Origin of the sequence: Psychrobacillus sp. NPDC096623 (assembly GCF_044762655.1) — a bacterium.
GTDB lineage: Bacteria > Bacillota > Bacilli > Bacillales_A > Planococcaceae > Psychrobacillus.
The window spans coordinates 903,055-930,039 of record NZ_JBIWER010000001.1; the positions used below are offsets into that span (position 1 = coordinate 903,055).

Consider the following 26,985-nt stretch of genomic DNA (forward strand, 5'->3'; position numbering starts at 1 on the left):
TCTCCTTAAATCTTTGAATTCGTTAACATACTATAATATCTGCCTCGCTTTTGCAACAGCTCTTCCTGTGGTCCAGACTCTACTAATTTCCCAGCTTCCATCACAAATATTAAATCTGCCTGACGAATGGTATTTAATCGATGGGCTATGACAAAGCTTGTTCTGCCTTCCATCAGTCGTTCCAGGGCTTCTTGAATTTTCATTTCTGTAACCGTATCTATACTAGACGTTGCTTCATCTAACAATAGAATTGCTGGATCTGCAACTAAAGCTCTGGCAATAGATAATAACTGCTTTTGCCCCTGACTAATTTCTCCTCCATCAGCAGATAAAATTGTGTCGTACCCTTCTGGTAATTTCATGATGAAGTCATGCGCATTCGCTTCTTTTGCAGCGTAGAGAACTTCTTCATCTGTGGCATTTAGCTTGCCGTAACGAATATTTTCTCTTACAGTCATTTCGAATAAAAATGGATCCTGCAAAACAAAGGCCGTTTGACTACGTAATGTATGCCTAGGCAGCTGGTCAATCGGTATGCCATCTACTAGTATGCGACCACCATTTACTTCATAAAAACGTGCAAGTAACTGCATAATAGTAGTTTTTCCTGCTCCTGTAGCTCCAACTAATGCAGCAGTTTTTCCAGACTCCACATGAAAGGAAACGTCGGAAATCGTCGGAGATTCATCTTCTTTATTGTAATAAAATGTTACATTTTCAAAAGTAACATTACCTTTCAGCTTATACGCTGTATGATCTACAGCAGCATCTTCTTCCATAGGCTCATCCATAATAGCAAAAACACGCTCTGCTCCTGCGATTGCAGAAAGCACCGTATTAAATTGGTTCGCTAAGTCATTCAATGGACGAGTAAACTGCCTCGAATACTCCGTGAAAATAACAATTTCTCCTATTGTCACATGCCCATAATAGGCTAATAATCCGCCTGCCGCAGCAACTAAGGTAAAACTTGTATTGTTCAACAAGTTCATCACTTTTGGGATGAAACCTGAGTAAGTTAATGCCCAGAACCCGGTTAGTTTTAAACGCTCACTTTTAAGTGCAAACTCTTCTTGCATCCGACTTTCTTGAGAGAAAGCTTTTACAATTCGTTGTCCAGAAATGGTCTCTTCAATCATTCCATTTAGCTCACCTACTGCTTTTTGCTGCTCCTTGAACAATTTAGACGTTCTTCTTGTAATCCATCGCATCGCAAAATACATAAATGGCACAATTATAAGCGTGATTAAAGTCATTAGTGGACTCAATAATAACATGACCACAGTTGTCCCAACTAAAGTAAGAATACTTGAGAACACTTGTATGAGAGATGAGTTCAATGTTTGACTTACGTTTTCAATATCATTCGTCATCCTACTCATTAACTCTCCGTGCTGACGTTTATCAAAAAAGGACACAGGAAGCTTCTGTAAATGTTCAAATAATCCAGTTCTTAGTCTATAGATGGTTTGCTGTGATATACCAATCATCCAATAGCTTTGTAAGTAAGTTGTTAAAGAGAAGAATAGGTACACAATGAGTAGTACACCTATAATTTTAGCTAAGCCCTCAAAAATACTTTTGGAAATATGTTCATCCACAATAACCCCTATTAAATACGGGCCAACTAATGCTAGTCCAGAACTGGCGATGACCATCAACATTACAATGATTAATAGAAATCGCTGTTCATCGACCAACTGCCATATTCTCTTTAAAACGCCTTTCCAATCAGATGCTTTATCGACTTTCTTTTTATGATCTTTCTTTAAATCTTCTTTAGTAATAATAGGCTCATAGCCAAAAGGTTTACGAATGAAGTTCATCAGGCTCGCCCCCCTCTTGTTGTGATTCAGCTATAGCTTTATAGAGAGAAGAGCCTTCCATCAACTCATCATGTGTACCATAAGCAGATACTTGACCTTCCTCTAATAGTAAAATGTGATCCGCACCTTTTGCAGTTCGAATTTTTTGTGTAATAACTAGCATTGTTGCATTTTCTTCCTCTAGTGCTTCCCATAATGCGTTTTCTGTCGACACATCTAAAGCGCTTGTACTATCATCTAATAATAATATTTCCGGCTTTCTAACGAGTGCACGTGCGATGGAAAGTCTCTGTTTTTGTCCACCAGAAAGGTTGACTCCCTTTTGACCTACTCTCGTATTATATTGGTCTGGGAATTGTTCGATAGAGTCATGGATTTGCGCTTGTTTTGTGGCTTCCCTCAACAGCTCTTCTGTTGCAGTAGAATCTCCCCATCCTAGATTTTCCTCAATACTTCCTGTAAAAAGAATAGATTGCTGAGGGACAAGTCCAATAATCTTTCTCAGTTCTTCTAGCGGCCATTCTCTGACATCTATCCCATCTATTAAAATATCTCCTTTTGTTGTATCGAAAAACCTTGGGATCAGGTTGAGTAGCGTAGATTTACCAGAGCCAGTTGCTCCCATAATGGCTAGCTTCGATCCAGGTTTAACCCTAAAGGATACATCGTTTAATACGGGCATATCTGTAGTAGGATAATGAAATGACACATGTTTAAACTCAATTTCTCCTATTCCTGGAGCTGTCCCTTCTGAGTCTGTATTGATAATTTCAATTCCATCTTCTACAAGGAGCACTTCCTCCATACGCTCAGAGGATGCTTTCGCTCTTGAGAAGAAAATAATGATGAAAGCAAACATAGAGAAGGCACCTGTCATACGCATTGCATAGTTAATGATAGCTACGAGCTCTCCTAGTTCCACAGCTCCTGTTTGAATTTCTTTGGCACCAAACCAAAGAACTGCCAACAAACTCACATTCATGACAAACAGTAAGACCGGCAATATTAACTCCATAATTCGGAATGCCTTTACATTATCTATTTTCAGGTTTGCCGCAACCGTTGCAAAGCGACTCGATTCAAAATTACCACGCAAATACGCTTTTATTAGTCGCACTGCCTGTAAATTTTCTTGTATCTTTCTTGTAACCTGGTCCACCCTTTTTTGAACTTTCCCAAATAGTTTTAAACCGTTCCGACTCATTATGTAAAGGAATAGCACTAAAAAAGGGGCTCCAATTACTAAAAACATAGCTAAATATGGATTCACTATAAAGGACATAATAATACTACCGACAACTAGTAAAGGAGCACGGAGCATAATACGTAAGCCCATAAAGATTAGATTTTGTGTGATTGTTACATCCGTAGTTAAACGTGTGATTAAGCTGGCTGTTGGAAATTTTAAGAAAGTAGCCATCGTAAAAGCCTGCACTTTTTTAAATAGTGCTTGACGTATATCAAACCCATAGCTTTGAACAACATGCGAAGCGATAAATGTATTAATAACACCTGCTAAAAATGCCAAAAACGATATCCCGAGCATAATACTGCCCCAAAAAATAATAGCTTGCTGATCTCTAGCTAAAATCCCATCATCAATAATGATAGCGATTAGCAATGGTTGAATAAGCTCCACAGAAAGCTCCACTAACATTAGCAATAAAGCGAAGAGTACCAACATCCGATATGGAGATAAATAAGAAAAAATAGTCTTCAAAATGGAAACACCCCTAGATTCTTCGACACTCGAATTAATTACTGTAAAATCTATTATGCCATAAAGTTATCTGAAGATATAGAAAAAGATGACTTAATATTACCAAAGTCATCCTTTTCTTTTTCGTATCCATTTAATTTCCCCTGCAATAGACAGCCATGTAACAAATACAAGCATGACAATAACACCAACATATTGCCAAACTCCAAGTATTTGACTAAACCAGAAGACGGAGATAATCATCGCGGTTAGTGGCTCAATACTAGATAATATACTTGTTTCCACTGCAGTTATGTATTTCATGCTCGATAAAAATAATATAAATGCAACGGTTCCGATCAATATAACAATTACTACAATCAAGTTTAAGGGGTATGCCGCAAGATAGATCCATTCATCTGTATTCCATATTTGTGTAACCAGCGCGAGTACTGCCCCACCGATTAGCATTCCCCAGCCGACAACAACGAGAACCCCCCACTCTTTCATCAGCCTAGCTGGATAAACGGTATAAATAGAAAATGCTACCCCTACTGCCAAGCCCCAAAGTAAAGCTTCTCTACTTATTAACAATATGCTCACATTTGCATTCGTTAATAATAAAAACAAACCGATTAATGTACCGATAATACCTATAACCTGATATTTAGGTGGAAACACTTTGTTCCTCCAGGACAAATATAAAATAATATAAACAGGTCCTAAAAATTGAAGCAAAGTGGCGATCGATGCATTGCTCGCTTCAATTGCTGCAACAAATGTATACTGTACACCCAACATTCCTAATACGCCGAAAACTATTAATTGTTTGAGCCAACTGACATCTTTCCAGATAAGAAAAATTCGCTTCCCCGTGATTAATAAAAAAAGCAATATACATAAACCAGCTGTTATTAAGCGAACCGTTAAGAAAAAAGAAACGGATAAGCTAGTATTATTTAATATCCATTCCATCATTGGTCCTGTTGCACCCCATAAAATAGAACCTAAAACTATGAGTAATATACCTTTGGACCTTACAAACTTACTTTCCGTCATATTTTTCAACTACTTTCTGAAGTACTTTTTACCCACCTATATATTTCCTTATGAATATATGGTATTATACTCATGACTAATTTATTGAAACCATAAAAAATAATCCCAGAATATTTAAGGAGGCTTGAATATGTTTCTCAAAGAAGAAGAATCTTTAAACTTAAGCAACACTGTCTTTAGCCACTTGCCAACACCTTGTTTTATGACTGATAACGAGGGCAAGATTGTCTGGTGGAGCCAAGAGGCCGAAAAACAATTTGGTTACTCTATTAATGACTTACAAAACACAGATGTACCACTTTTTACTGACTATACGCAAGGGCACTTCACTGCAAATTGGGAAACTATTTTACATACAGAAGATCCTTTTGAGGTAAGTCCTGTAGTCCTTTATTCGAAAGATAAAAAAGCTATAAAAACATCCTTTGTTGCAAAGTCCTTTGCGTATCAGGATATGCGCTATGTATTATTTCAGATTAGAACAGATGCAAGTAATTTATTGGAAGCATCTTCTTTTCAAGAGGTTCAACTTATAAAAAAAGGATTGTCCAATTCTTTCATGGTCGTTTATATTGATCCTGAAGGGCTAATCATGCATGCTAACGATAAGTTTTTGAAAAAAAGTGGTTGGACTCCTAAACGAATCATTGGAAAATCATTTTGGCAGCTACTCCCGGATACTCCCGAATATATAGCAATCGGGAAACAGATTATTACGAAGCTTCGAGACGGCAAGGTATTTCAAAGTGCGGTCGAGAAAGTCACAAAAGATGGCACTGTATATTGGGTGAATTTGTTAGGTATCCCTGTATCTAATACTCAAAATAATACCCCTTACTTTTTATTATTGGAAGAAGAAATTACCGAAAAGAAATTAATGCAGAACAAACTAGAACAGATTGCTTATGTAGACACAGAAACAGGTTTGTTAACCAGACATCGATTAGAAGAAATAGTAAATGAATATATCAATGAAAATAAATCATTTTCTTTTGTTTTCATTAGCATCGACCAATTTTATACATTAAAAGAAATTTTCAATGATCAAACGGAATCGATAATGTTAAATGAATTTGCCATAAGATTGAAAATTTATTTCGAAGATTCTATTATAGCAAGATCTGGCAGAGATGATTTTGCGATCGTAAGTCCTTTAAGTGATTGGTATATTCAAGGGTTTACACATTATTTGAAGCAAAATCCTATTTACTTAGATGGCAAGATTATTCCAATTACTGTAAGCGGAGCTATAACTCGCTACCCGGAAGATCAGCAATCTTATCTTCATCTATTAAAAGCTACTACTAATACGATTCAAAAGGTTAAGCTAGAAGGTGGCAGTATGATCACTACTCTTTCTAAGTCTGACCACTCGAAACTTTCTCGCAAAGTTCAAATTGAAAAACGATTATTAGAAGCATTGAATCATAATGATCTACACGTTATGTTCTTACCTCAAAAAGATGTGAAGACCGGTGCAATAACTTCCGTAGAGGCATTAGTGAGATGGGAAGACAGTATACTAGGCACTGTATCACCAGAAGAACTAATCCCAATTGCCGAGGAAACAGGACTAATCAACGAAATCGGTCAGTTTATGCTCGAAAAATCTTGTGAGCAAGCTGCTATTTGGGAACAAAAAGGAATACCTATCAAGGTGAGCTTCAATTCATCCATTCGTGAATTTAGAGATAAAAACATGGTGAGGACGATTCGCAAAGTGCTAGAGAAGTATAAATGTTCCCCACAGCTGATTCAAATAGAATTCACTGAGAAATTTGCACTCGAGGCTGAAGCCGAAAAAGCCATTGTTCAGCAAATTCAAAAGCTACAGCAGGATGGTATCGTCTTTGTGTTGGATGATTTCGGAACTGGATATGCCTCTTTACGCTATTTACAAATGCTACCAATTGGTAAATTAAAGATAGATAAATCATTTATAAGTTCCATTACTCAGCAAGAAAAACTAGAAAAGCTAGTTCAAGGTTTAGTACAATTTGGCCAATCGTTAAATCTACAAGTAGTTGCAGAGGGTGTCGAAACAGCCGAACAGTTTGAGATCCTCAAGCGAGTGGGCTGTGATGCGGTCCAAGGCTATTATGTAAGCTTACCAATTTCTGCTGATGAAGTAGAGGAAATGTTATAAACAATAACAGTAACCGGCAAAAGAATAATAAAAAAACTAGTTATGCCGTTGATTGTAACGAAGGGCGAAAGCTTTCCGGGGGCACGGCTCGAGCCTGTAGTCTCTCACTCGTGCTTTTCGCCTAGGAGTCGTCGCCCTGCGCTCCAATCAACAAGAGCCACTTTTTATAAGTAAAGGTATTGACAATACCACATAAATAAGGCCTCTTTCTTTAGCATTGAATATCATTAATTATTCAAATAGAATTACAATTAATTGGAATTAATACGTAAAAATTTGCCCAATCTTTTTATCTTATAGATAAACTATGTTTATTTTTATAGTTGAGTACTACGCACTATTTTGAGTGTAGTGAAAGGTGGCGACTCTGGCGGGATGAGTGAGACAGATGAGACATCAAAGCGATGCGCTAGCGTCTACCTGAAACGGAAATCAGGAGTATTTTTCATTCTTACAAGTCCCTTTAACAAATGTTTACAGTAAAAAAACCGTGTGCAGAGTTTATCTCTTTGCTCACGGTTTTGTTTTTAATCTCAAAGATGCCTTCACCCAAAGTTGAGTAATAATTTCTGCGAATACTAAGCCCATTGCAATAGAGCCTGAAATTAATAAGGCTTGGGAGCCAAATTCAAGCGCCATGGCGTAATCTTTTTCCACAACATGCCTCATAGCATTATAAGCAGTGCCCCCTGGAACTAGTGGAATGATTCCGGCAACACTAAAAATAATCATCGGCATTTTAAATTTTTTAGACATTATATGAGATACGAATGCAACAGTAAAAGCACCCGCAAATGATGCACCTACCTGATCCTGGTTTAGTTGATTTACGCACATATAAACAATCCAACCTGTCATCCCAGCGATTCCACAGTAAAAGAGTGATTTTTTCGGTGCGTTAAATACTACTCCGAACGCCATAGCTGCGATAAAACTTAAAATACCTTGAGTAATATATATCAATCCTAATCCTCCTTATAGTGAAATTATTAGCGCTACTCCGGCTCCAATTGCAAAAGCCGTAAGGAAGGCTTCTGCTCCCTTTGAGAGACCTGATACAAAATGACCTGCCATTAAATCACGTACAGCATTAGTGATTAATAAACCAGGTACAAGTGGCATAACAGAGCCAATAATAATTTTGTCAATTTCTATCCCTAGCCCACTAGTAACAGATAAAATTGCTATGATGGTAACGAGCATAGCTGCTAGAAACTCCGCAAAGAATTTAACTCTAGTCCTTACTTCTAACCGGTCTGCTATTGCATAACCTACACCGCCAGCGAGTAAAGCTGTTGATACATCCATTAGCCTTCCTCCGTATAATAATAGAAAAGCACCTGATGCAATGGCAGCTGCAGCTACTTTTATCCAAAGAGGAAATGTTTCATGACCCTCATCAATTTGTTTTAGCTCGCTATAGGCTTCTTCAATTGTAATATCACCAAAAGTTAATTTTCTTGATACATTATTTACTAATGCTATCTTTCCTAAATCAGTCGTTCTTGCTTTTATACGCACTAATCTTGTTGGAAGATTTTTGTTTCCACTAAAAATGATTCCTGTTGGAGTGACAAAGCTTTGAGATTCCCTCAGGTCCTGTGATACTGCCATACGATCCATCGTATCCTCCGCTCGATATGTCTCAGCTCCACTTTCCATCATTAAACGCCCAGCAAGTAAACAGCATTCCACTACCAATTCATAATCTGCAGTCAATGAGGAACACCTTCTTTCATCCATTTAAGCTAATCTTATAGAACCAACTGAAAAAAAACAATTGCTGTTGGCATTTTATCCAAAATAAAGAAAGTGACTATAATAGCCACTTTCGTTCTAATACTTCACTACCCCAGTTTGTTTATAAGTAACGATATTATAGCTTTTAATTTCTTTCATCGCAATTGTATAAATTGTGTCACGTGCGTAGACAATTCGTTGGATGGAGCTTTCCCATTCTTCATACATTTGACCAGCAACCTCAGGACGAAGTAAGTCACCTTTTCGCCGGATTCCATTTTCGGGTGTTATTTCGTAGATTAATGCTCCATCCTGTTTGAAATCTGAATATTGCTTGCCAGGTAGTTTTTCGTAAATGGATACCGGGAACCCATATAAACTATTCTGCTGGTGTTCAAAAAGTGCATGATGGTCATATTGTAATGGTGAATACGTACCTTGATCACCTATTATCTCTGTATCTTTTTCTTTTGGATTTGCAAAGTCACTTACATCGAACAAGGAGATTTTCATACCTTCAGTTATAATCAGTGGCTCTTTCCCACCATCTCGGGTATCAATTCTAGTCTCGTAGCCGAATCCGATAAGATGATTTTCATCCAATGGGTGTAAATAATTACTAAATCCAGGTATCTTTAATTCTCCTAATACTTTAGGAGAAGTAGGAGTAGCAACGTCTATTATGAATAGCGGATCTGTTTCTTTAAACGTCACCATATAAGCTTTATCCCCCATAAACCTTGCCGAATAAATTCGCTCATCCTTTGCAAGACCTGTCAGAGAGCCTACCAATTTCATCCCATCATCTAATATAAATAAGTTATTTTCAGACACTTCATTTTCATCCCAACTATTACCCTTAGTTGTCACTACTCGGAAATATCCATTATATTCATCCATGGAGAATTGGTTTAAAATATGACCCTTTAGGCGATTGGAAGCAACAAATTGGATCGCTGTTTTGTTTAACGCAAACTTGAACACTTCCGTATCCATAGAGCCTGGATTCCAAATCATTTTGTCGATAGAATTACTTTCCTCAAAAATACTCGAAGTTAAAAACAAACTATTTTTTGACATATATAGTTGTTCGCTTCCCCCAAGATATCCCTTCGTGATTACTTCGTTTTTATCTGAATTTGAAAGGTCCAATGCCGTAATAATGCTATAAGTCGCCTCCTTCGAATTTGGTAAGATGGAGAGATCCTCGTACGGTATAGGATTGACTGTTTCCCCTTTTTTCGAATCGTATGTGAGTGGACGTAGCTCTACATTTTCTTGTTCCTCTATTATCCAAAAATTAGGGTAGACATTTGTAACATAGTAGAGCGTATCATCTGTTAGCCTAGCCCCAGACATATTCCCTTCCGTCCCGACCTCTCTTTGTAATTTCGGGGCTGTTGGATTGGAAATATCATAAAATAACGCAGTCGTCATAGAATTCATTGGCATATACATTCGTGCGTCGTTATTACTATCTTCCTCATACTGTAATGTTTGATAAGAATTCTTTTGCGCCAAAACTATTAATGTTTCATCGGTTAGGAACAGCTGCATTGGATAATAATCCTGACCAAACCGAATCTTTGTTTCCTCTTTCATTTTCGTTGGATCCTCAATATTTACGATGGCGATGTTATTTTCTGTTATGGAGTAAATATGGGTGCCATTTGTTTTTACTATATCTGCTTCGTCTACTCCCTCAACTTGGTTATTCGTTGTAGAGTGATCATTGCCTCCCTTTGCATCTGATGATACCTCCGCAGATTCTTCCACCGATTCCGGAAAAGAAAAATTCTTGTTTTGAATGTTTTGCAATTTCATTACCATTTCAAAATGGGCTTTTAGCTCCGCTTGTGATTGAACTGTTGGCAGCTCTTTATATACGTGAAAAGGAAAGTCAGTTTTTGTCCTTCTGAGTTTGTCTTTCACATACAGAGTATATGAGCCCTCATTCAAGCCCTCAATTTCTAGGGATTTACCGTTTGAAGCGAGCGAATAATTCACATTTACTTTCTTGCCTAGTTGATCCTCTACATACACATCTCCATTTTCTAGAGCATCCTTCCCGATGGCAGAAGAAAAAGATGCTTGAAAAACTTGACCAGATAGCACAACTGATTGAGCTGTCACAGATAATTTGGCAAAATAGAATACACTACCTAATCCAACCACTAAGACTAAAGCGGCTATTGATATAATCCACCTTTTCAATATGGATCACCCTTCCTTTTTTCTTTGTAACCCATTAGACTTTAAAAAATTGAATTAGTTACACCTACGCAAAGAAAATTCAGAATCATTATTAATCCCTTTCTCTAGATTAAATATTATGAATTGTATAGCGAATTAACTAGTATTCAATTATCATAGTTAAGAGGGGGATGGAAGACAAAATAAAGGGGGACATTAATTTGAAGGTTTTAACACGATTTACAAATTCCTTAATGGAAAGGTACTTACCGGATCCGTATATTTTTGTAGCAATATTAACATTACTTGTTTTTTTACTTGGAGTGACTCTAACGGACTCTACTCCTCTTGAAATGGCTACTTATTGGGGAGATGGATTTTGGGGATTATTATCCTTCACTATGCAAATGGTTGTAGTCCTATTAGCAGGACATGTATTAGCAAGTAGTCCAGTTTTCAAAAAAATACTAAGTTCTCTTGCTGGTACTGCGAAATCTCCAGGAGCTGCTATACTTCTAGTATCAGTAGTTTCACTTATCGGTTGCTGGATTAACTGGGGTTTTGGTTTGGTAATTGGGGCTTTATTCGCCAAGGAAATTGCTCGACAAGTAAAGAATGTAGATTATCGCTTACTAATTGCTAGTGCTTATTCTGGTTTCATCATTTGGCACGGCGGTTTAGCTGGTTCTATTCCACTGTCTATCGCAACGGAAGGGCATCCCTTCGCAGACATAATGGGCATTGTTCCCACTACAGAAACTCTATTTACTACATACAATCTATTCATTGTAATTGCACTTTTTGTTTCTGTTCCACTATTAAACAGATGGATGATGCCAAGTAAAGAAGAAACATTCTCTATTGATCCTACTCTACTTGAAGAAGAAGATACTGTTGAAGAGAAAACTAAAAATCTTACACCTGCTCTTCGTTTAGAGAAGAGTTATATTCTAACCGGTTTAATCGGACTGCTTGGTTTAGTATATCTAATTCAACATTTTATGAATAAAGGATTTGATTTAAATCTTAATATCGTAAACTTGATATTTATCGTTCTCGGTATAATTTGTCATGGTACTCCACAGCGATTCTTAGTAGCAGTAAAAAATGCAGCTAAAACCGTTGGTGATATTGTTATTCAGTTTCCATTTTATGCGGGGATCATGGGGATGATGGTTGCCTCTGGACTTGCAGGTGTCGTATCTGAGGCATTTATCAGTATTTCTAATGAGCATACTTTTTATTTGTTTACTTTTTTTGCAGCAGGAATTGTAAACTTCTTTATCCCATCGGGAGGTGGGCAATGGGCAGTTCAAGCACCAATTATGTTAGATGCTGCATCTGCTTTAGATCTTAGTTACGCTAAGACTGCAATGGCAATTGCTTGGGGTGATGCGTGGACAAACATGATTCAACCTTTCTGGGCTTTACCAGCATTAGCTATTGCTGGTTTAAAAGCAAAGGATATTATGGGCTATTGTGTATTTATCCTGCTACTAAGTGGGGTAGTTATAAGTATTGGTCTATTTTTCTTCTAAGAGCAGTATGATTTTAGTAGTATTTCTATCCTCCTCATAGAAAGCGTTTTAAGAATCGTTTTAAATAATAGGTTAAGCTCTCGAATAAATTATTCGAGAGCTTTTTTTGTTACCCTATTCCTAGTCTTGAATATAGGTTTCCCGCTTAGGAGTGGCGGTTGCTTAATCAACTCTTTAGGCTACTCCCGTTCACGGGAGGTTTACTTGTGAAACGGAATACTTTCACATTCAACAATCTATCTGTAAATGCAAACGCAAGAATGTTATTCACGGTGGTGAACGACATTCTTGCGTTTTTATATGTTTTATTCTTCAAATGGCCATTTCGGCAGCATATTGCTTAATGTTTTGTCTTCACGGTAACCAAGGACATATTCTGCTTGCATGATTGTATGAATCTCTCGCGTTCCTTCATAAATAACAGGAGCTTTTGAGTTTCTCAAATATCGTGCTACTGGGTATTCATCTGAATATCCATATGCGCCATACACTTGCACGGCATCGTCCGCTGCTTTATTGGCAAAATCACATGCCTGCCATTTGGCTAGTGATGTTTCCCTTGTATTGCGTACGCCTTTGTTTTTTAGTTCGCCTACTCGGTACACGAGGAGCCTACTCATTTGGAGACCAGCTTCCATTTTGGCAATCATTTGTTGAACAAGCTGATGCCTGCCAATCTCTTTTCCAAATGTTTGTCGCTCTTTACTATACTTCACGCTAGCTTCTAGGCATGCTAACGATAACCCTACTGCTCCTGCAGCTACCGTGAATCGACCATTATCTAGAGCCGACATCGCAATTTTAAATCCTTCTCCTTCTTTTCCGAGAAGGTTTTCTTTCGGTACGCGCATATTATCAAAAAACAGTTCTCCAGTATTACCTGACTTAATGCCATATTTACCTTTTATGGCTTTTGATGAAAAACCTTCGAATGTTCGCTCGACTATAAACGCACTTATGCCATGATGCTTCTTGGATTTATCCGTATAAGCAAAAACGATGAAATGATCAGCCACATCACACAGCGAGATCCATGTTTTCTGTCCATTTAAGACATAGTCATCTCCGTCTAGCTCTGCAAACGTAGACATTGCCGCTACATCTGAACCGGCGCCTGGTTCGGTTAAACCAAATGCTCCAATTTTCTCACCATTTGCCTGCGGAACTAAATATTTTTGTTTCTGTTGCTCTGATCCCCACTGCATCAAAGTCATAGAATTTAAACCAGTGTGAACGGAAACTGCTGTACGGAAGGCTGTATCCCCACGCTCCAATTCCTCACAAACAATAGCTAGTGAGTTATAATCCATTCCACTTCCACCATACTTTTCAGGTATACAAACTCCCATCAAGCCAAGGTCTGCAAGTCTTTTCCAAATGGAAGGATCAAATGCGCCGTCTGATTCCCATTTTGCAATATGCGGAATTATTTCATTATCCACAAACTGGCGAACCGTTTTGCGAAGTAGTACTTGTTCTTCTGAGAAGTCAAAGTTCATCTTTACTCACCTCTAGTAATGGATTCTCTTATTTCTACGCCTCTTGCTGCCATTTCTCGGATATAAAGGTCTCCAGGGACGATTAGCTCGGGAGGATACACTCCACGATTATTAATGACCTCGTTTCCAATCATTTGCGCAACGACGGAAACAGTATTTGCTGTTGCTCGAGCCATTGCGGTTTCACCAGAAAGAGGGTCTTTTTTGGTTGCCATTTCATATGTGTAATTAGTGAGCACTCCGTCTTTATAGCCTTCTACAATTACACGAAGCAATACTGCATCCTCTTTATCTCCTAGTAATAACTGAGGTGTTAGAACTTCCTTCAATACATCTCGCGCCCTTACCATGTTGCCATTTACATTTACGACTGTTTTTTTGTCCGTTAACCCTAAGTCTACGAGCAGTTTAAACTTATCTGCATGTCCTTTATAACGAATTGTTTTATATTCAAGTGTATCTACATTTGGAAAAGATTTAGGTAAAGTTGAAGTGCCTCCAGCTGTGTGGAATGCCTCTAGTTCACCGTACTCTTCAAAATTAATCGGTTCTACTTCGGAAAGAGATGGCACCTCCTGAAGCCTTCCTTCTCTTATTACATGAGAAGTATCCGTATAATGATCGAAGACTCCTTCTAACGAAAAGACGATATTGTAACCAAAAATCCCCTCGGGCTCTACTGGTATTCCTCCAACATATAATCGAAGTGCATTCACCTCATCGAGTTTAGAGGCTCCGTATCCAGCTAATATATTGATCATTCCTGGAGCCACGCCTAAATCAGGGATTAAAGTAATTCCTTTAGCTTTAGCCTTTTCATGAAGTATTAATACGCTATCTGTTGCACCGCCAATATGCCCTCCCAAATCGATAGAATGAACCCCTACTTCTACAGCAAGTCTCGCTATTTTTTCGTTGAACGTATAAAATAATGCATTAATTACTACATCTGCTTCTTTCATTATTTTCCGTATACTATCGTCATCATTTGCATCTAGTCTCAATACTTCGATTTTGGAGTTTTGCAATCTTTCCTTAAACATTTTTGCCTGTCCCACGTCTAAATCACATAAGAAGACCGTTTCTACGTTTGGGCTTAACACTAAATCGCGGGCTGCTTCTTTCCCCATTAATCCTGCGCCTAATACAGCAACTTTCATGTAATCATCCCCCTATTATTCTGTGTCTATTTGTGCACGTTGTAATTTCCCACTGTAATCTATATATATGCTTTTCCATTCCGTATACACGTCTAAAGCTGCAACGCCTGAATCACGATGTCCATTTCCAGTACCTTTTGTTCCACCAAAGGGTAGGTGAATTTCTGCACCAGTTGTACCAGCGTTCACATAGACAATCCCAGTATCCAAGTCACGCTGGGCACGGAAGATTTTATTGACATCTCTTGAAAAGATCGAGCTGGATAATCCAAACTTGACGCCATTATTTACTTCAATCGCTTCTTCTAGTGAATTCACTTCGATTAAGGAAACAACTGGTCCAAAGATTTCCTCCTGTGCTATTCGCATATTCGGTGTCACATCCGTAAATAGAGTAGGAGCATAGTAATTCCCTTTTGCTAGCTCTGCCTCATTTAAAATTGTGCCTCCTGTTAGGAGAGTCGCCCCTTCATCTTGTCCTATTTTTATATAAGAATGGATTTTTTCCAGAGCATTTTTATTAATAACTGGTCCGATTTTGACCGTTTCATCTAAGCCATCGCCAATCGTTAGTTTTTCCATTTGTTCAAGGAGCATTTTTTCTAAATCTTCTCTTACATCTTTATGCACAATTACCCTACTACATGCCGTGCATCTTTGTCCTGCAGTTCCAAAGGCACTCCACAAAATACCCTCCACTGCCAATGATAAATCTGCATCATCCATTACAATTACTGCATTTTTACCACCCATTTCAAGGGAAACTTTCTTTAAATGACGACCACCAAGCTCCGCTACTTTACTCCCAGTGTCAGTAGAGCCTGTAAATGATATAACTTTTACTTCTGGATGCTCAATCATAGCCGTACCTACTTGAGAACCTGAACCAAATACTATATTAGCAACTCCAGGGGGTAATCCAGCTTCATCAAAGATTTTCGCCATTTCAAATGCCATCATAGGAGTTTCCGTTGCTGGTTTCCAAATGAATGCATTTCCTGCAACGATAGCCGGAAATGATTTCCACGTAGCAATCGCAACTGGGAAATTCCAAGGGGTAATAAGTCCAACGACTCCTATAGGTGCGCGAACACTCATCGCAAACTTGTCCGCTAGTTCGGATGGAGTTGTCTCACCAAATAAGCGACGACCTTCCCCAGCCATGTAAAATGCCATATCGATGCCTTCCTGTACTTCTCCACGGCCCTCTTCAATCACTTTACCCATTTCTTTTGTTAACACCTGGGCAAGATGCTCTTTCTTTTCTTTCATCAATCTTCCAATCTCATATAAATAATCCGCACGTTTAGGTGCAGGAACGAGTGCCCACTTCTTTTGAGCTTTTACTGCTGCTTTTACGGCAAGATTTACATCTTCCTCTGTTGATAGCTTGACCTCAGCTAGCCGTTCTCCATTCGCAGGGTTCAATACTGCCGTATACTCCGCACTCTCGTCGTCTTGCCATTTCCCATTAATATAATTTGTTAATTTCATTTTATTCCCTCTTTCTTTTAAAAATGTAAACGCTTTCACTACTTGTATTATTCGATAACAATTCTTAAAACCCTTTTAAAAATTTTGAAATTTTAGGATGAAACCTTTTAATCTTACTTTCGTATACTTAGTAGCTAAAAAATTTCAGGAGGAATGTGTTCATGAATAATCATGAAATTGATTACAAGTTATACGGAGACGACATGCAATTTGTAGAAATCGAATTAGACCCAAAAGAAACGGTTGTTGCAGAAGCTGGTAGTTTAATGATGATGGAAGACGGCATTTCCATGGAAACTATTTTCGGTGATGGCTCATCTGGTTCTGGTAATAGTGGACTTATGGGTAAATTAATGGGTGCAGGTAAACGTATGCTTACGGGAGAAAGTTTATTCATGACAACGTTTACTAATACCGGAAGCGGAAAAAGACATGTTTACTTTGCATCACCTTATCCAGGCAAAATTATTCCTATGGACTTGAGTCAATACCGTGGCAAAATTATTTGTCAAAAAGATGCGTTTCTTGCTGCTGCTAAAGGCGTTACGATTGGCGTAGAATTTCAGCGTAAATTAGGAGCAGGGTTCTTTGGTGGCGAAGGTTTCATCATGCAAAAGCTTGAAGGCGATGGTCTTGCTTTTGTTCATGCAGGAGGAACGATTCATAGAAAATCACTTCAGCAAGGCGAGGTTTTACGCGTAGATACTGGATGTCTTGTAGCAATGACTTCGGATGTAGATTATAATATCGAAATGGTAAAAGGAGTAAAAACTGCCTTATTTGGTGGAGAAGGATTATTCTTTGCTACTCTGCGTGGTCCAGGTACCGTATGGATCCAATCACTGCCGTTTAGCAGATTAGCTAGTAAGGTGTTTGCTGCTGCTCCACAAATTCCAGGTGGCGGTTCTAAGGGTGAAGGAAGTATCGCAGGTGGATTGTTTGATCTTCTAGGTGGAAAATAAATATAAGTATCGAAGAATGACTTTTTTAGAGTCATTCTTTTTTTGTTGGATTAAGAATTGTTATTGTTGCGTAAACTGGCTTAAATGTTGTGTGTACCCGGCTAATGTTGCGTATATTCCTTCCTATTTTGCGCATCCCTAAATGTATGTTGCGTATAATAAATTGTTGCGTAAACTGATTTCAATGTTGCGTACACGCGGCTTATTGTTGCGCATATGCCTTCCTATGTTGCGCTCTCACATATTTAATAGAAAAAAAGCTCAGACAATAAAATTGTCTGAGCATTTTTTAGTTATTTTGTACTTCTGGTACAACTTCCTCAACTTCTACTGGAGCTTTGCCATCTTGAGACTCATGTAATTTCACCATTGCAAAACGTGCGATCGGTTGAATTATTAAGCTTTCGGCAATGAGCACAATTACAAAGTTACGTGGCCAATTTTGAATCCAATTGCTGAAAACTTCAGTACTAAATCCGTTTCCTACTATATCACCAATAAACGTCATAGCGGCTGACATTCCTAACACAGTGAAAAGAATACGGAATAAGATTTTAGCATTAAAACTGTCTGTTGGTTTCGTAAATTTCGCCACTAAAGCTTCTGCAATACGTCCGAAAATTGTTGGTTCAATAATCATAACAATAATCCAAATAATCGGTAGGACCTTCAATATTTCCATTAATATCCCTACGTTAAATTCTCCTTCAGCGATAATGACACTAAATGATGTCATGAACAAAACTGTTAACGTAGAAATAATAGTGCCATACAAAAGGCCCTCTTTCCCGTTTCTTGGTAATCTTTTTTCTAAATGCATACTTAAATTATCTCCCTTTCAAAAAGCTAATTTTAGACCTTTGGAATGGTATAAGGTAAACAGTGACGATTGTGTAATAGTTGATAACGTTATGGAGGGAAAACGTTTGAAGTGTCGATAAATTCTTTATTTAATATCCTAGATAAAAACCATATTGTGATGGTTCTCGAGGACTAAAGATAGTACTTAGGTTCCTAAGTGCAATATTAAAGGCTGTTTCAATAAACAGCCGACAATTCCTACTATATAACAGAATCTTCATTACCTAATCTGTTTCTTAATAAAAACTCTTTAATAAGGTAGGTAATAGTTTTGCAATTGTTTTTAAAGGTTCGGTCGATTGTTGGGTCAAAGAAAGCATCATTGCTCCTTCAATTGATGCAGTCAATAATAATGAAATAGAAGCAGCCGTTTCATTCGAAAACCCATCCTCTAAAAGTTTATTACAGTACATTCGCTCAATCTTTTCATATAAATCACTGCAAGCTGTCCGGACAGGCTCGCTCATTGTAGCCATTTCACTAACAATGCTGCTAAATGTATAGCCACTAATAGTTCCATCCTTCTCAAAACTATTAACTAACTTGTTAATCATTGAAACTATGGCATCTTCAGTTGTTGAATGCTTACTGAATATATATTTAATATCTGACGTAATACCTTCTTTTAAAACGTGTAAACAAGTAAGTAGCAGTTCATCTTTGCCATTTGGAAAATGATGGTATAGAGCTCCTTTTGTAACATTACAGGCTTTCAAGATTTCATTGAGTCCAACAGCTTTGTAGCCTTTTTGCTGGAAAAGTGTTGTAGCAGTTTCAATCAAGAGTGATTTAGTATCCATATCTGACTCTCCTCTCCGACATACCGACTGGTCTGTTTTAAATAATAACAGTTTTTTAATATTATTCTAGTATTTTGTTTATTTAATTAAATGAAAGCGTTACCAAATCAATCCGCAGATTGTTTATGTACATTCCCTTCACCTCCATATAATAAATGAAGGAACGGTATGTCACAGGGTTCCTACAATAGGACGGGAGGTGTGTCATGTTGAATTCTTCTACAAGTATATGGGTTGGTTTGTTGGGGATTGTCTTAGGGGTGCTTGGTTTCTTTTATGCTCCACTTTGGTTAGGTGCTGGAGCAGTTCTATTAGGGCTAGCAGCATTAGCTTATTCTTACAAGTTAGTAGTAGGCTGGATATCTTTAATACTAGGGGTAATTGTTTTAATATTGACATTTTTGACATAATAATAATTAAAAAGCGTATTGTATTAATATCCACTACGTGTTAAGCTTATTTAAATTTAAAACTTTGATAATTTCATATATTTCTTATCCAGAGAGACGGAGGGATTGGCCCGAAGATGTCTCAGCAACCAGCCAAGTTGAGGTATGGTGCTAATTCCAGTAGACGTTTACCGTCTTGAAGATAAGAAGACAAACTTCGATATTTACTTGAGGGTTCTCTTCTTATTAGAGAATCCTCTTTTTTATTTTAATTGTAAAGGATGAATATTTATGACAAAAAACAGTATTGACACACAGCTAGTACAATTGGGAAATCATAGTGATGAAAAAACCGGGGCTGTAAACCCACCAATTTACCTATCCACTGCTTACAAGCATAATGGAATCGGGCAATCTACAGGATATGATTACACGCGTACAAAAAATCCAACAAGAGCTATTTTAGAAGAAGGAATCGCTAAACTAGAAGGCGGAGACGCTGGTTTTGCTTGCAGTTCGGGTATGGCCGCTATTCAATTGGTGCTATCCCTTTTCCGTTCAGGTGATGAAATTATTGCTCCTGAAGATTTGTATGGAGGAACGTACCGTCTATTTAACCAGTACGCAGACTCCTATAATATTCGTACTACATACGCAAAGTTTGAATCCGCCGCTGAAGTAAATGCTTTGATTACAGAAAATACAAAAGCCTTATTTATCGAAACGCCAACTAACCCTTTGATGCAAGAAATCGATATTCAACTATTTGCGGATGTAGCAAAAAAACATAATTTATTATTAATCGTAGACAATACGTTCTTAACCCCATATTTACAGCGACCAATTGAATTAGGTGCCCATATTATCATCCATAGTGGGACCAAATATATTGGGGGGCATAACGACGTTCTGGCAGGATTAGTTGTTACAAAAGGAACCGAACTAAGCGAACAATTGCAAACTAACCACAATGCTGCAGGTGCTGTTCTTTCCCCTTTCGATTCTTGGTTATTAATAAGAGGGTTAAAAACGCTTCACCTACGTATGAAGCAGCATGATGCAAATGCTAAAAAAATTGCCGAGTTTTTAAAACAGGAAGCTACCGTTAAAGATGTATTGTACCCCGGTATTGGTGGAATGTTATCATTCCGTTTACAGAAAAGCGACTGGGTTGCTCCTTTCTTAGAAAGACTTCAACTAATTGTTTTCGCAGAAAGCCTTGGTGGTGTGGAAAGTTTTATCACGTATCCTACTACGCAAACACACGCGGATATCCCTGAACAAGAACGGAACGCACGAGGCGTTGATAATAGCCTACTTCGTTTTTCGGTCGGAATTGAAGATGTAGAAGATTTAATCGCAGATTTAAAACAGGTATTGGATACCTTAGAAAGCGAGGCTACAGAATGAGTAATTACAAAGAATCGTTGGAAACTAGTCTAATTGTTGCATCTACACGAGGAGATTCAGAGATAAAAACTGGAGCAGTCAATGTCCCTATCTATTTATCCTCCACTTTCCATCAAGAAGGCTTTGATGATTTTGGACCTTATGACTATAGCAGATCTGGAAATCCTACGAGAGATGCACTTGAAAAAACCATTGCGGAATTAGAGGGTGGTGCGAGAGGATTGGCATTCGCATCGGGTATCGCTGCAATTTCATCCGCATTTATGCTTTTGTCCTCTGGTGATCATATCGTTATCACCGAAGATGTTTACGGTGGTACTTTCCGTTTTGTCACAGAAGTCTTGCCTCGTTTTGGAATCGAGCATACTTTTGCAGATTTTACTGATTTGGAGGCAATTGCAAATGCAATACAATCTAATACAAAACTAATATACATTGAGACGCCATCGAATCCACGCTTAGGTATTACAGATATTCCTGCTGTTGTCGAGCTCGCGAAATCTAATAATTGTTTAACTTTTTTAGATAATACATTTATGACACCTATTTATCAGCGTCCACTAGATTTAGGAGTTGATATAGTTTTACATAGTGCAACAAAATTTTTATCTGGACATAGCGATATTATTGCAGGACTTGCGGTTACAAAAGACGAGGAATTAGGAAAGCGGTTAGCGTTTATCCAAAACTCATTCGGCGCAATTTTAGGGGCACAAGATTCATTTTCTTTAATACAAGGCATCAAAACATTAAGTGTACGTTTTGAGAAATCTGCGAATTCTGCACAAAAAATAGCAAACTATTTAAACGAACATGATTTAGTGGAAAAGGTCTATTTCCCTGGCCTCTCGTCTCATCCTGGATATGAAACGCATAATAGGCAGTCTAGTAGTGCCGGTGCAGTTCTTTCCTTCCGTTTGCCAAATAGGTCTCTTGCAAAGTCTTTTGTTGAGAACGTTAAAATCCCTGTATTTGCGGTAAGTCTTGGTGGAGTAGAATCCATTCTCTCTCATCCTGCTCAAATGTCGCATGCTGCGATGCCTAAAGCCGAACGAGAAAAACGTGGAATAACAGATGGTCTTTTACGCTTTTCAGTTGGGTTAGAAAATGTAGAGGATTTAATCTCGGACTTTGAGCAAGCATTGGCAATTGCAGCCAAACAAAATGAGAAAGTAGGAATATGAAATGTCAAAATCATTAGTTGTAAATTCACCATTCAAAGCAGATCATGTTGGAAGCTTTTTACGACCAGCTCGCTTAAAAGAAGCTCGACTACAATTTGAAAATAACGAAATAACTGCAGATCAATTAAAGCAAATAGAAGACGAAGAAATCACAAAACTAGTAGCAAAACAAAAGGAAATTGGACTTCAGTCTGTTACAGATGGAGAGTTTAGACGTAAATGGTGGCATTTCGATTTCCTCGGTGGATTTGATGGCGTAGAATTTTACGATACAGACAAAGGGCTAACTTTTAAAGGCGTGCAAACTAGAGCCCACGGGGTTAAAGTAAATGGGAAAATTGGATTTAGCACTCATTATATGATTGAACACTTCAAGTTTCTTCAAGCTATTGCTGGTGATGCAGTAGCAAAATTCACCATACCTAGTCCAAATATGTTATTGTACCGAGCTACCATTGAAGATGGCATTTATTCAAACCAAGAAGAATTGTTTACCGATTTAGTAGTTGCTTATCAAGGTGTGATTCAAGCATTGTACGACGAGGGTTGTCGATACCTTCAAATTGATGATACTTCTTGGGCAACAACTTTTTCTGAGGAAGGAATTGCATCCTTAAAAGAAAAAGGTCTTCAATTGGATGAAGCATTGGCATTATCAGCACGTGCTATTAATGAGTCCATTACAAAACGTCCCAAGGATATGTTAATAACTATGCATATTTGCCGAGGAAACTTCAAGTCAACGTATATTACAAGTGGAAGCTATGAGTTAGTTTCGGAAACTATTTTTGCAGGATTAGATGTAGATGGTCTATTTCTAGAGTTTGACGACGAACGTTCAGGTGGATTCGAACCACTTCGTCATGTTAACCGTTCAGATTTATCAATTGTATTAGGGTTAATCACATCTAAACATGGAGATTTAGAAGATGCTAAGCTTATTAAAAATAGAATTGCTGAAGCTACTAAATATGTACCTCTTGACCAACTTTGTTTAAGTCCACAATGTGGATTCTCATCTACTGAAGAGGGAAACCTTTTAACGGAGGAAGAACAATGGTCGAAGGTTCAGCATGTTATTCAAATCGCTAATGATGTTTGGAAATAAAAAAATACAAATTACTAAAAGTGTGCATCCAAATAAAATCGGATGCACACTTATTAGTTTGATCATTTTGTTCATATTTTAACCGCGTTTTGCTAGTTCAATAAGATATTAAACTTTTTCCGATTCTACCTAAAATGTTTTAGACATGTTGCGCCGGGTAAATAGATAGCAGAGGTTACAAACTTGAAGGAGGAATTTAAGATGGGAAACCAACAGTATGAACACGCAACAGATGATATAGTGGAAGAAACTGGAGCGTATACATGTGAGGCTGGAATTACTAAAACTTTAAATAAGGGCGATAAATTCCCTTCTTGTCCAGAATCAGAAATAGCTACTTATTGGAAACATGCAGAAGGTCATCATCATAATTCAGGTGAACCTGTAACTGAATCTGGAAAGTATATTGATGAGGACGGCGACGAGATTGATTTAGTTGAGGGAGCGACATTCCCTAATTGTCCAAAAGCAGGAACTCCGACACAATGGAGACATGCTGGCAGCTAAGTCTTATCAGATATCTAATACTAATAAAGCTCGACCTAGTGATTAATTCTTGGGTCGAGCTTTTAATCATTCATTTGCTAAATTATCAAATCTATAAACCTAGGTTCTTTGAAATAATTACCTTCATTATTTCATTTGTCCCTGCGTATATAGAAGCTACTGGAATATCTCGATATCTTCTTGCAATTTTATATTCTTCCATATAACCATAACCACCATGCAATTGCATACATTCAATCGAAAGTTCTCTTGCAGTTTCGGTTAGCCAATATTTAGCCATCGACACTTTAGTAACTACTTCTTTACCTTCAATATGATCCTCTATTAGTGATTCTAAAAATGACTTTCCAAGCTCTACTTTTGTTGCCATCTCTGCTATTTTAAACTGTGTATTTTGAAAGGAAGATATTGATTTTCCAAAAGCTTTACGAGACTTTACATACTCCATTGTCATTTCTAACATATCCTCTGAAGCAATTTGAGCAGATATTGCTACTACTAATCTTTCCTGCTGTAATTTCTCCATTAGGTAGCCAAAGCCCTTTCCTTCTTCGCCAATTAAATTAGAAATAGGAATTCGACAATCCTCGAAGTATAGCTCTGCCGTATCCTGTGCATGCAATCCTACCTTATCTAACTTACGCCCTTTCGAAAATCCATGAGTCCCTTCTTCAACAATAACTAAACTAATACCTTGGTGCCTAGGTTCTGCTTTTGGATTAGTTTTCACTACTACTAAAAATAGATTTCCATTCACTCCATTAGTAATGAATGTCTTTTGTCCATTTAAAACGTAATGATCTCCATCGCGAATTGCTGTTGTTTGTATATTAGCTAAGTCTGAACCTGCTCCCGGCTCGGTCATAGCGATACCAGTAATAAAATCAGAAGTTATACACCCGGGTAGCCAGCGCTTTTTTTGCTCCTGCGAGCCAAAAGACTCTATATAAGGAACTACAATATCATTATGCAATCCAACCCCTACAAGACTCGAACCGATTCTTTCTAATTCCTCTGAAATAATTACACCAAAACTAAAATCTAAACCAAGACCACCATAATCTTCCTCTACTTGCGGACACAAATAACCCATCTCACCTAGTTTTCTCCAGAAGTCCTTTGGAATAAGACGGTTCTTTTCCCAAGAATCATAATTAGGAGCTGCCTCCTTCTGTAGAAAACTTCGTAAAGATTTTCGAAATAATACATGCTCCTCTGTCTCAAATCTATACCTTCCCACTACAAGACCCCCTATTCAATTCTCTCAATAATTGTGGCATTTGCCATGCCCATTCCTTCACAAATAGCGAGTAGACCAAAGCGACCACCAGTGCGTTCAAGTCGGTGTAGCATTGTAACTAGTAGCTTCGTTCCTGTAGCTCCTAAAGGATGACCTAAAGCTATTGCCCCTCCATCAGGATTTAACTTTTCTAGATTTGCACCTGTTTCTTTAAGCCAAACTAATGGAACCTGCGCAAAAGCTTCATTTACTTCATAGGTATCCATGTCTTTGATTGTAAGACCTGCTTTCAACAGCACTTTTTTCGTCGCTTCTATTGGACCAGTTAACATAAGCGTAGGGTCTGATCCTGTAACACTGCGTGCTATTATTCGAGCTTTCGGCTTTAGTCCAAGTTGATTTGCTTTTTTGCGAGACATTAAAAGAACTGCAGACGCTCCATCACTCATTTGACTAGCATTCCCAGCTGTAATCACTCCGTTTTCATCAAATACAGGCTTTAATCCACTTAATACATCAACAGTAGAACCTGTACGAGGGCCTTCATCGGTTGCAAAGCTCTTAAAAGTGCCATCTGCTTGTGGAACCTCTACCGGAACAATTTCTTTTTCAAAATGTCCTTTTTCAATTGCTTCAATCGCTTTTGTATGACTTTCAGAAGCATACTTATCCAATTCTTCACGCGTTAGGTTCCATTTCTTCACCATTCGCTCGGACGATAGCCCTTGATTGATAATTTCATATTTCTCGGTTAGCTTTGCACTCGGTTTTGTGTCTCCCATATTTGAAAACATCGGTACACGCGTCATACTTTCTACACCACCAGCAATGACTATATCCATATCTCCAGAAGCAATTGCTTGTGCAGCAAAGTGGACTGCCTGCTGACTAGAACCACATTGACGATCAATGGTTACTCCTGGTACATGTATTGGAAAACCGGCGATCAAAGCTGCAGTACGCGCGACATTCCCACCTTGCTCTCCAACCTGAGTGACACAGCCTAAAATGACATCATCAATTTCTGCTTTATCCACTCCTGCACGATTTACTAATTCGTCTAACACTATAGCTGCAAGTTCATCTGCTCTGTATTCTGAAAGTGCCCCTTTTCTTCTTCCTATTGCTGTACGTACCCCTTCTACTATTACGACTTCTGTCATGTCATTCCCACCCTTCGCTTTTTTTGTTTAGCTTCAGCTCCCAGGCTAGATGGTGCTCTCCGCTTTTCTGAATTTCCAGCTCCGAGAACCAGCCTCTCAAGTCGTTTCAGAATGTCGGATAAAGGCAAAGAACGCCTTTACCGTCATTCTTCCAACGCTTTTCGAGGCATACATAGGCGCTTCCGCTTTTCTTGTTACCTTGGTTGCATTCTAATTGCTCCATCTAATCGTATTACTTCCCCATTGATATATTCGTTCTCAATCATAAAAGCTACTAGTGAAGCAAATTCTTCAGGTCGTCCTAGCCTCTTTGGAAATTCCACCAATGACTCTAGCTTTTCTATTACTCTATCGTCTAAACCTGCTGCCATAGGTGTACGGAATAATCCTGGAGCAATTGCATTGATACGGATTCCATTAGCGGACAGATCCCTTGCAATAGGCAAGGTCATCCCCACTATCCCTGCTTTACTTGCACTATAAGCCGCCTGCCCCATTTGTCCCTCAAATGCTGCAACTGAGGCTGTATTGATAATAACTCCCCGCTCACCGGATTCTGTGAGAAATTCATTTTTTGTCATTTCTACAGCAGCTAATCTCAATGTGTTAAACGAACCTATTAAATTTATATCTACCACTTTTTTGAAATTTTCTAGAGGCATCACTCCATTTTTTCCAACTGTTTTTTGCGGAGGAGCTATACCTGCACAATTCACACAAATATGTATTGCCCCAAACTTTTCTATTGTTTGCTGAATAGCTTCATGAACAGATTCTTCATCTGCCACATTAACTATCTCGTAGGTTACGTTTTCTCCGAATTCCTGAGTGACCTTTTTAGCTAATTCTTCATTTAAATCAAAAATTACTACCTTAGCCCCTTTTTGTAATAAATGCCTAACAGTTCCTAGCCCCAATCCAGATGCTCCACCTGTTACAATTGCCACCTTGTTTTTAATCTCCATTGCTCCACCTCGTTATTATCGAAAAATTTATAATATTCCACT

Annotated in this window: 22 protein-coding genes and 1 riboswitch; of the genes, 8 read left to right on the plus strand and 14 right to left on the minus strand. The window is 38.1% G+C overall.

Going from position 1 to position 26,985, the window contains the following annotated elements:
- Positions 1-5: 5 nt before the first annotated feature.
- The 3 genes from ACIQX2_RS04270 to ACIQX2_RS04280 form a co-directional block, all read right to left on the minus strand.
- Complete coding sequence (locus tag ACIQX2_RS04270) at positions 6-1,826, minus strand: ABC transporter ATP-binding protein (protein WP_402847359.1); 1,821 nt, start codon at positions 1,824-1,826, stop codon at positions 6-8.
- Positions 1,810-3,546 carry an ABC transporter ATP-binding protein gene (locus ACIQX2_RS04275; RefSeq protein ID WP_402847361.1) on the minus strand — a complete coding sequence of 579 codons (1,737 nt, stop codon included), beginning with the start codon at positions 3,544-3,546 and terminating at the stop codon, positions 1,810-1,812. Before ACIQX2_RS04275 ends, ACIQX2_RS04270 begins: the two co-directional genes overlap by 17 nt.
- Positions 3,547-3,654: 108 nt before the next feature.
- Entirely contained in the window at positions 3,655-4,584 is a 930-nt protein-coding gene (locus ACIQX2_RS04280; RefSeq protein WP_402847363.1) for a DMT family transporter, read from the minus strand.
- Between the two features lie 130 nt (positions 4,585-4,714).
- On the opposite strand from ACIQX2_RS04280, the gene ACIQX2_RS04285 reads away from it, so the two are divergent.
- The gene (locus ACIQX2_RS04285) at positions 4,715-6,730 is read left to right on the plus strand and encodes a sensor domain-containing protein (protein ID WP_402847366.1); all 2,016 of its coding nucleotides are present in this window, start codon (positions 4,715-4,717) and stop codon (positions 6,728-6,730) included.
- 513 nt (positions 6,731-7,243) lie between these two features.
- On the opposite strand, the gene ACIQX2_RS04290 is transcribed toward ACIQX2_RS04285, so the two are convergent.
- From ACIQX2_RS04290 to ACIQX2_RS04300, 3 genes are all read right to left on the minus strand, one after another.
- Entirely contained in the window at positions 7,244-7,693 is a 450-nt protein-coding gene (locus ACIQX2_RS04290) for a threonine/serine exporter family protein (RefSeq protein WP_402847368.1), read from the minus strand.
- A 12-nt stretch (positions 7,694-7,705) separates the two neighbouring features.
- Positions 7,706-8,449, minus strand: a complete 744-nt coding sequence (locus tag ACIQX2_RS04295) for a threonine/serine exporter family protein (RefSeq protein ID WP_402847369.1) — start codon at positions 8,447-8,449, stop codon at positions 7,706-7,708.
- A gap of 117 nt (positions 8,450-8,566) precedes the next feature.
- A complete protein-coding gene (locus tag ACIQX2_RS04300; protein ID WP_402847370.1) occupies positions 8,567-10,684 on the minus strand; it encodes a beta-propeller domain-containing protein in 2,118 nt (705 codons plus the stop codon).
- A 200-nt stretch (positions 10,685-10,884) separates the two neighbouring features.
- On the opposite strand from ACIQX2_RS04300, the gene ACIQX2_RS04305 reads away from it, so the two are divergent.
- Positions 10,885-12,201 (plus strand): short-chain fatty acid transporter, encoded by a 1,317-nt coding sequence (locus ACIQX2_RS04305; protein ID WP_402847371.1) that lies wholly within the window; start codon positions 10,885-10,887, stop codon positions 12,199-12,201.
- A gap of 305 nt (positions 12,202-12,506) precedes the next feature.
- Here the strand turns inward: ACIQX2_RS04305 and ACIQX2_RS04310 are convergent, their stop codons facing one another.
- The 3 genes from ACIQX2_RS04310 to ACIQX2_RS04320 are packed head-to-tail and all read right to left on the minus strand — an operon-like array spanning position 12,507 to position 16,354.
- Positions 12,507-13,700 (minus strand): acyl-CoA dehydrogenase family protein, encoded by a 1,194-nt coding sequence (locus ACIQX2_RS04310; RefSeq protein WP_402847374.1) that lies wholly within the window; start codon positions 13,698-13,700, stop codon positions 12,507-12,509.
- Positions 13,701-13,702: 2 nt separating this feature from the next.
- Positions 13,703-14,860, minus strand: coding sequence for a saccharopine dehydrogenase family protein (locus tag ACIQX2_RS04315; RefSeq protein WP_402847375.1), 1,158 nt, complete (start codon positions 14,858-14,860; stop codon positions 13,703-13,705).
- Between the two features lie 15 nt (positions 14,861-14,875).
- Positions 14,876-16,354, minus strand: coding sequence for an aldehyde dehydrogenase family protein (locus tag ACIQX2_RS04320; RefSeq protein WP_402847376.1), 1,479 nt, complete (start codon positions 16,352-16,354; stop codon positions 14,876-14,878).
- A 161-nt stretch (positions 16,355-16,515) separates the two neighbouring features.
- Here ACIQX2_RS04320 and ACIQX2_RS04325 point away from each other — a divergent pair, with 161 nt between their 5' ends.
- Positions 16,516-17,316, plus strand: a complete 801-nt coding sequence (locus ACIQX2_RS04325; protein ID WP_402847377.1) for a TIGR00266 family protein — start codon at positions 16,516-16,518, stop codon at positions 17,314-17,316.
- 289 nt (positions 17,317-17,605) lie between these two features.
- On the opposite strand, the gene ACIQX2_RS04330 is transcribed toward ACIQX2_RS04325, so the two are convergent.
- Both ACIQX2_RS04330 and ACIQX2_RS04335 read right to left on the minus strand, forming a co-directional pair.
- Positions 17,606-18,136, minus strand: a complete 531-nt coding sequence (locus ACIQX2_RS04330) for a DUF2798 domain-containing protein (RefSeq protein WP_402847378.1) — start codon at positions 18,134-18,136, stop codon at positions 17,606-17,608.
- Positions 18,137-18,413: 277 nt separating this feature from the next.
- Complete coding sequence (locus tag ACIQX2_RS04335; protein ID WP_402847379.1) at positions 18,414-18,977, minus strand: TetR/AcrR family transcriptional regulator; 564 nt, start codon at positions 18,975-18,977, stop codon at positions 18,414-18,416.
- A gap of 206 nt (positions 18,978-19,183) precedes the next feature.
- On the opposite strand from ACIQX2_RS04335, the gene ACIQX2_RS04340 reads away from it, so the two are divergent.
- From ACIQX2_RS04340 to ACIQX2_RS04360, 5 genes are all read left to right on the plus strand, one after another.
- Positions 19,184-19,387, plus strand: coding sequence for a hypothetical protein (locus ACIQX2_RS04340; protein ID WP_402847380.1), 204 nt, complete (start codon positions 19,184-19,186; stop codon positions 19,385-19,387).
- Positions 19,388-19,468: 81 nt separating this feature from the next.
- A riboswitch (SAM riboswitch) is annotated at positions 19,469-19,575 on the plus strand.
- A gap of 82 nt (positions 19,576-19,657) precedes the next feature.
- Positions 19,658-20,776 carry a methionine biosynthesis PLP-dependent protein gene (locus ACIQX2_RS04345; RefSeq protein ID WP_402847381.1) on the plus strand — a complete coding sequence of 373 codons (1,119 nt, stop codon included), beginning with the start codon at positions 19,658-19,660 and terminating at the stop codon, positions 20,774-20,776.
- Positions 20,773-21,960, plus strand: coding sequence for a cystathionine beta-lyase (gene metC / locus ACIQX2_RS04350; protein ID WP_402847382.1), 1,188 nt, complete (start codon positions 20,773-20,775; stop codon positions 21,958-21,960). Before ACIQX2_RS04345 ends, metC begins: the two co-directional genes overlap by 4 nt.
- Position 21,961: 1 nt before the next feature.
- Entirely contained in the window at positions 21,962-23,068 is a 1,107-nt protein-coding gene (locus tag ACIQX2_RS04355; RefSeq protein WP_402847383.1) for a 5-methyltetrahydropteroyltriglutamate--homocysteine S-methyltransferase, read from the plus strand.
- A gap of 201 nt (positions 23,069-23,269) precedes the next feature.
- A complete protein-coding gene (locus ACIQX2_RS04360) occupies positions 23,270-23,575 on the plus strand; it encodes a hypothetical protein (RefSeq protein ID WP_402847384.1) in 306 nt (101 codons plus the stop codon).
- Between the two features lie 91 nt (positions 23,576-23,666).
- On the opposite strand, the gene ACIQX2_RS04365 is transcribed toward ACIQX2_RS04360, so the two are convergent.
- From ACIQX2_RS04365 to ACIQX2_RS04375, 3 genes are all read right to left on the minus strand, one after another.
- The gene (locus ACIQX2_RS04365) at positions 23,667-24,815 is read right to left on the minus strand and encodes an acyl-CoA dehydrogenase family protein (RefSeq protein WP_402847386.1); all 1,149 of its coding nucleotides are present in this window, start codon (positions 24,813-24,815) and stop codon (positions 23,667-23,669) included.
- A gap of 11 nt (positions 24,816-24,826) precedes the next feature.
- Complete coding sequence (locus ACIQX2_RS04370; RefSeq protein WP_402847388.1) at positions 24,827-25,978, minus strand: thiolase family protein; 1,152 nt, start codon at positions 25,976-25,978, stop codon at positions 24,827-24,829.
- A 194-nt stretch (positions 25,979-26,172) separates the two neighbouring features.
- The gene (locus ACIQX2_RS04375; protein ID WP_402847389.1) at positions 26,173-26,943 is read right to left on the minus strand and encodes a 3-hydroxyacyl-CoA dehydrogenase; all 771 of its coding nucleotides are present in this window, start codon (positions 26,941-26,943) and stop codon (positions 26,173-26,175) included.
- Between the last annotated feature and the right edge of the window lie 42 nt (positions 26,944-26,985).

What these genes read in the sequence shown, in the direction of transcription:
- ACIQX2_RS04270 (WP_402847359.1), bottom strand. Translation starts at nt 1,826, where the DNA reads ATGAACTTCATTCGTAAACCTTTTGGCTATGAGCCTATTATTACTAAA.
- ACIQX2_RS04280 (WP_402847363.1), bottom strand. Translation starts at nt 4,584, where the DNA reads ATGACGGAAAGTAAGTTTGTAAGGTCCAAAGGTATATTACTCATAGTT.
- ACIQX2_RS04285 (WP_402847366.1), top strand. Translation starts at nt 4,715, where the DNA reads ATGTTTCTCAAAGAAGAAGAATCTTTAAACTTAAGCAACACTGTCTTT.
- ACIQX2_RS04310 (WP_402847374.1), bottom strand. Translation starts at nt 13,700, where the DNA reads ATGAACTTTGACTTCTCAGAAGAACAAGTACTACTTCGCAAAACGGTT.
- ACIQX2_RS04315 (WP_402847375.1), bottom strand. Translation starts at nt 14,860, where the DNA reads ATGAAAGTTGCTGTATTAGGCGCAGGATTAATGGGGAAAGAAGCAGCC.
- ACIQX2_RS04320 (WP_402847376.1), bottom strand. Translation starts at nt 16,354, where the DNA reads ATGAAATTAACAAATTATATTAATGGGAAATGGCAAGACGACGAGAGT.
- ACIQX2_RS04325 (WP_402847377.1), top strand. Translation starts at nt 16,516, where the DNA reads ATGAATAATCATGAAATTGATTACAAGTTATACGGAGACGACATGCAA.
- ACIQX2_RS04330 (WP_402847378.1), bottom strand. Translation starts at nt 18,136, where the DNA reads ATGCATTTAGAAAAAAGATTACCAAGAAACGGGAAAGAGGGCCTTTTG.
- ACIQX2_RS04335 (WP_402847379.1), bottom strand. Translation starts at nt 18,977, where the DNA reads ATGGATACTAAATCACTCTTGATTGAAACTGCTACAACACTTTTCCAG.
- ACIQX2_RS04340 (WP_402847380.1), top strand. Translation starts at nt 19,184, where the DNA reads ATGTTGAATTCTTCTACAAGTATATGGGTTGGTTTGTTGGGGATTGTC.
- ACIQX2_RS04345 (WP_402847381.1), top strand. Translation starts at nt 19,658, where the DNA reads ATGACAAAAAACAGTATTGACACACAGCTAGTACAATTGGGAAATCAT.
- metC (WP_402847382.1), top strand. Translation starts at nt 20,773, where the DNA reads ATGAGTAATTACAAAGAATCGTTGGAAACTAGTCTAATTGTTGCATCT.
- ACIQX2_RS04355 (WP_402847383.1), top strand. Translation starts at nt 21,962, where the DNA reads ATGTCAAAATCATTAGTTGTAAATTCACCATTCAAAGCAGATCATGTT.
- ACIQX2_RS04360 (WP_402847384.1), top strand. Translation starts at nt 23,270, where the DNA reads ATGGGAAACCAACAGTATGAACACGCAACAGATGATATAGTGGAAGAA.
- ACIQX2_RS04370 (WP_402847388.1), bottom strand. Translation starts at nt 25,978, where the DNA reads ATGACAGAAGTCGTAATAGTAGAAGGGGTACGTACAGCAATAGGAAGA.
- ACIQX2_RS04375 (WP_402847389.1), bottom strand. Translation starts at nt 26,943, where the DNA reads ATGGAGATTAAAAACAAGGTGGCAATTGTAACAGGTGGAGCATCTGGA.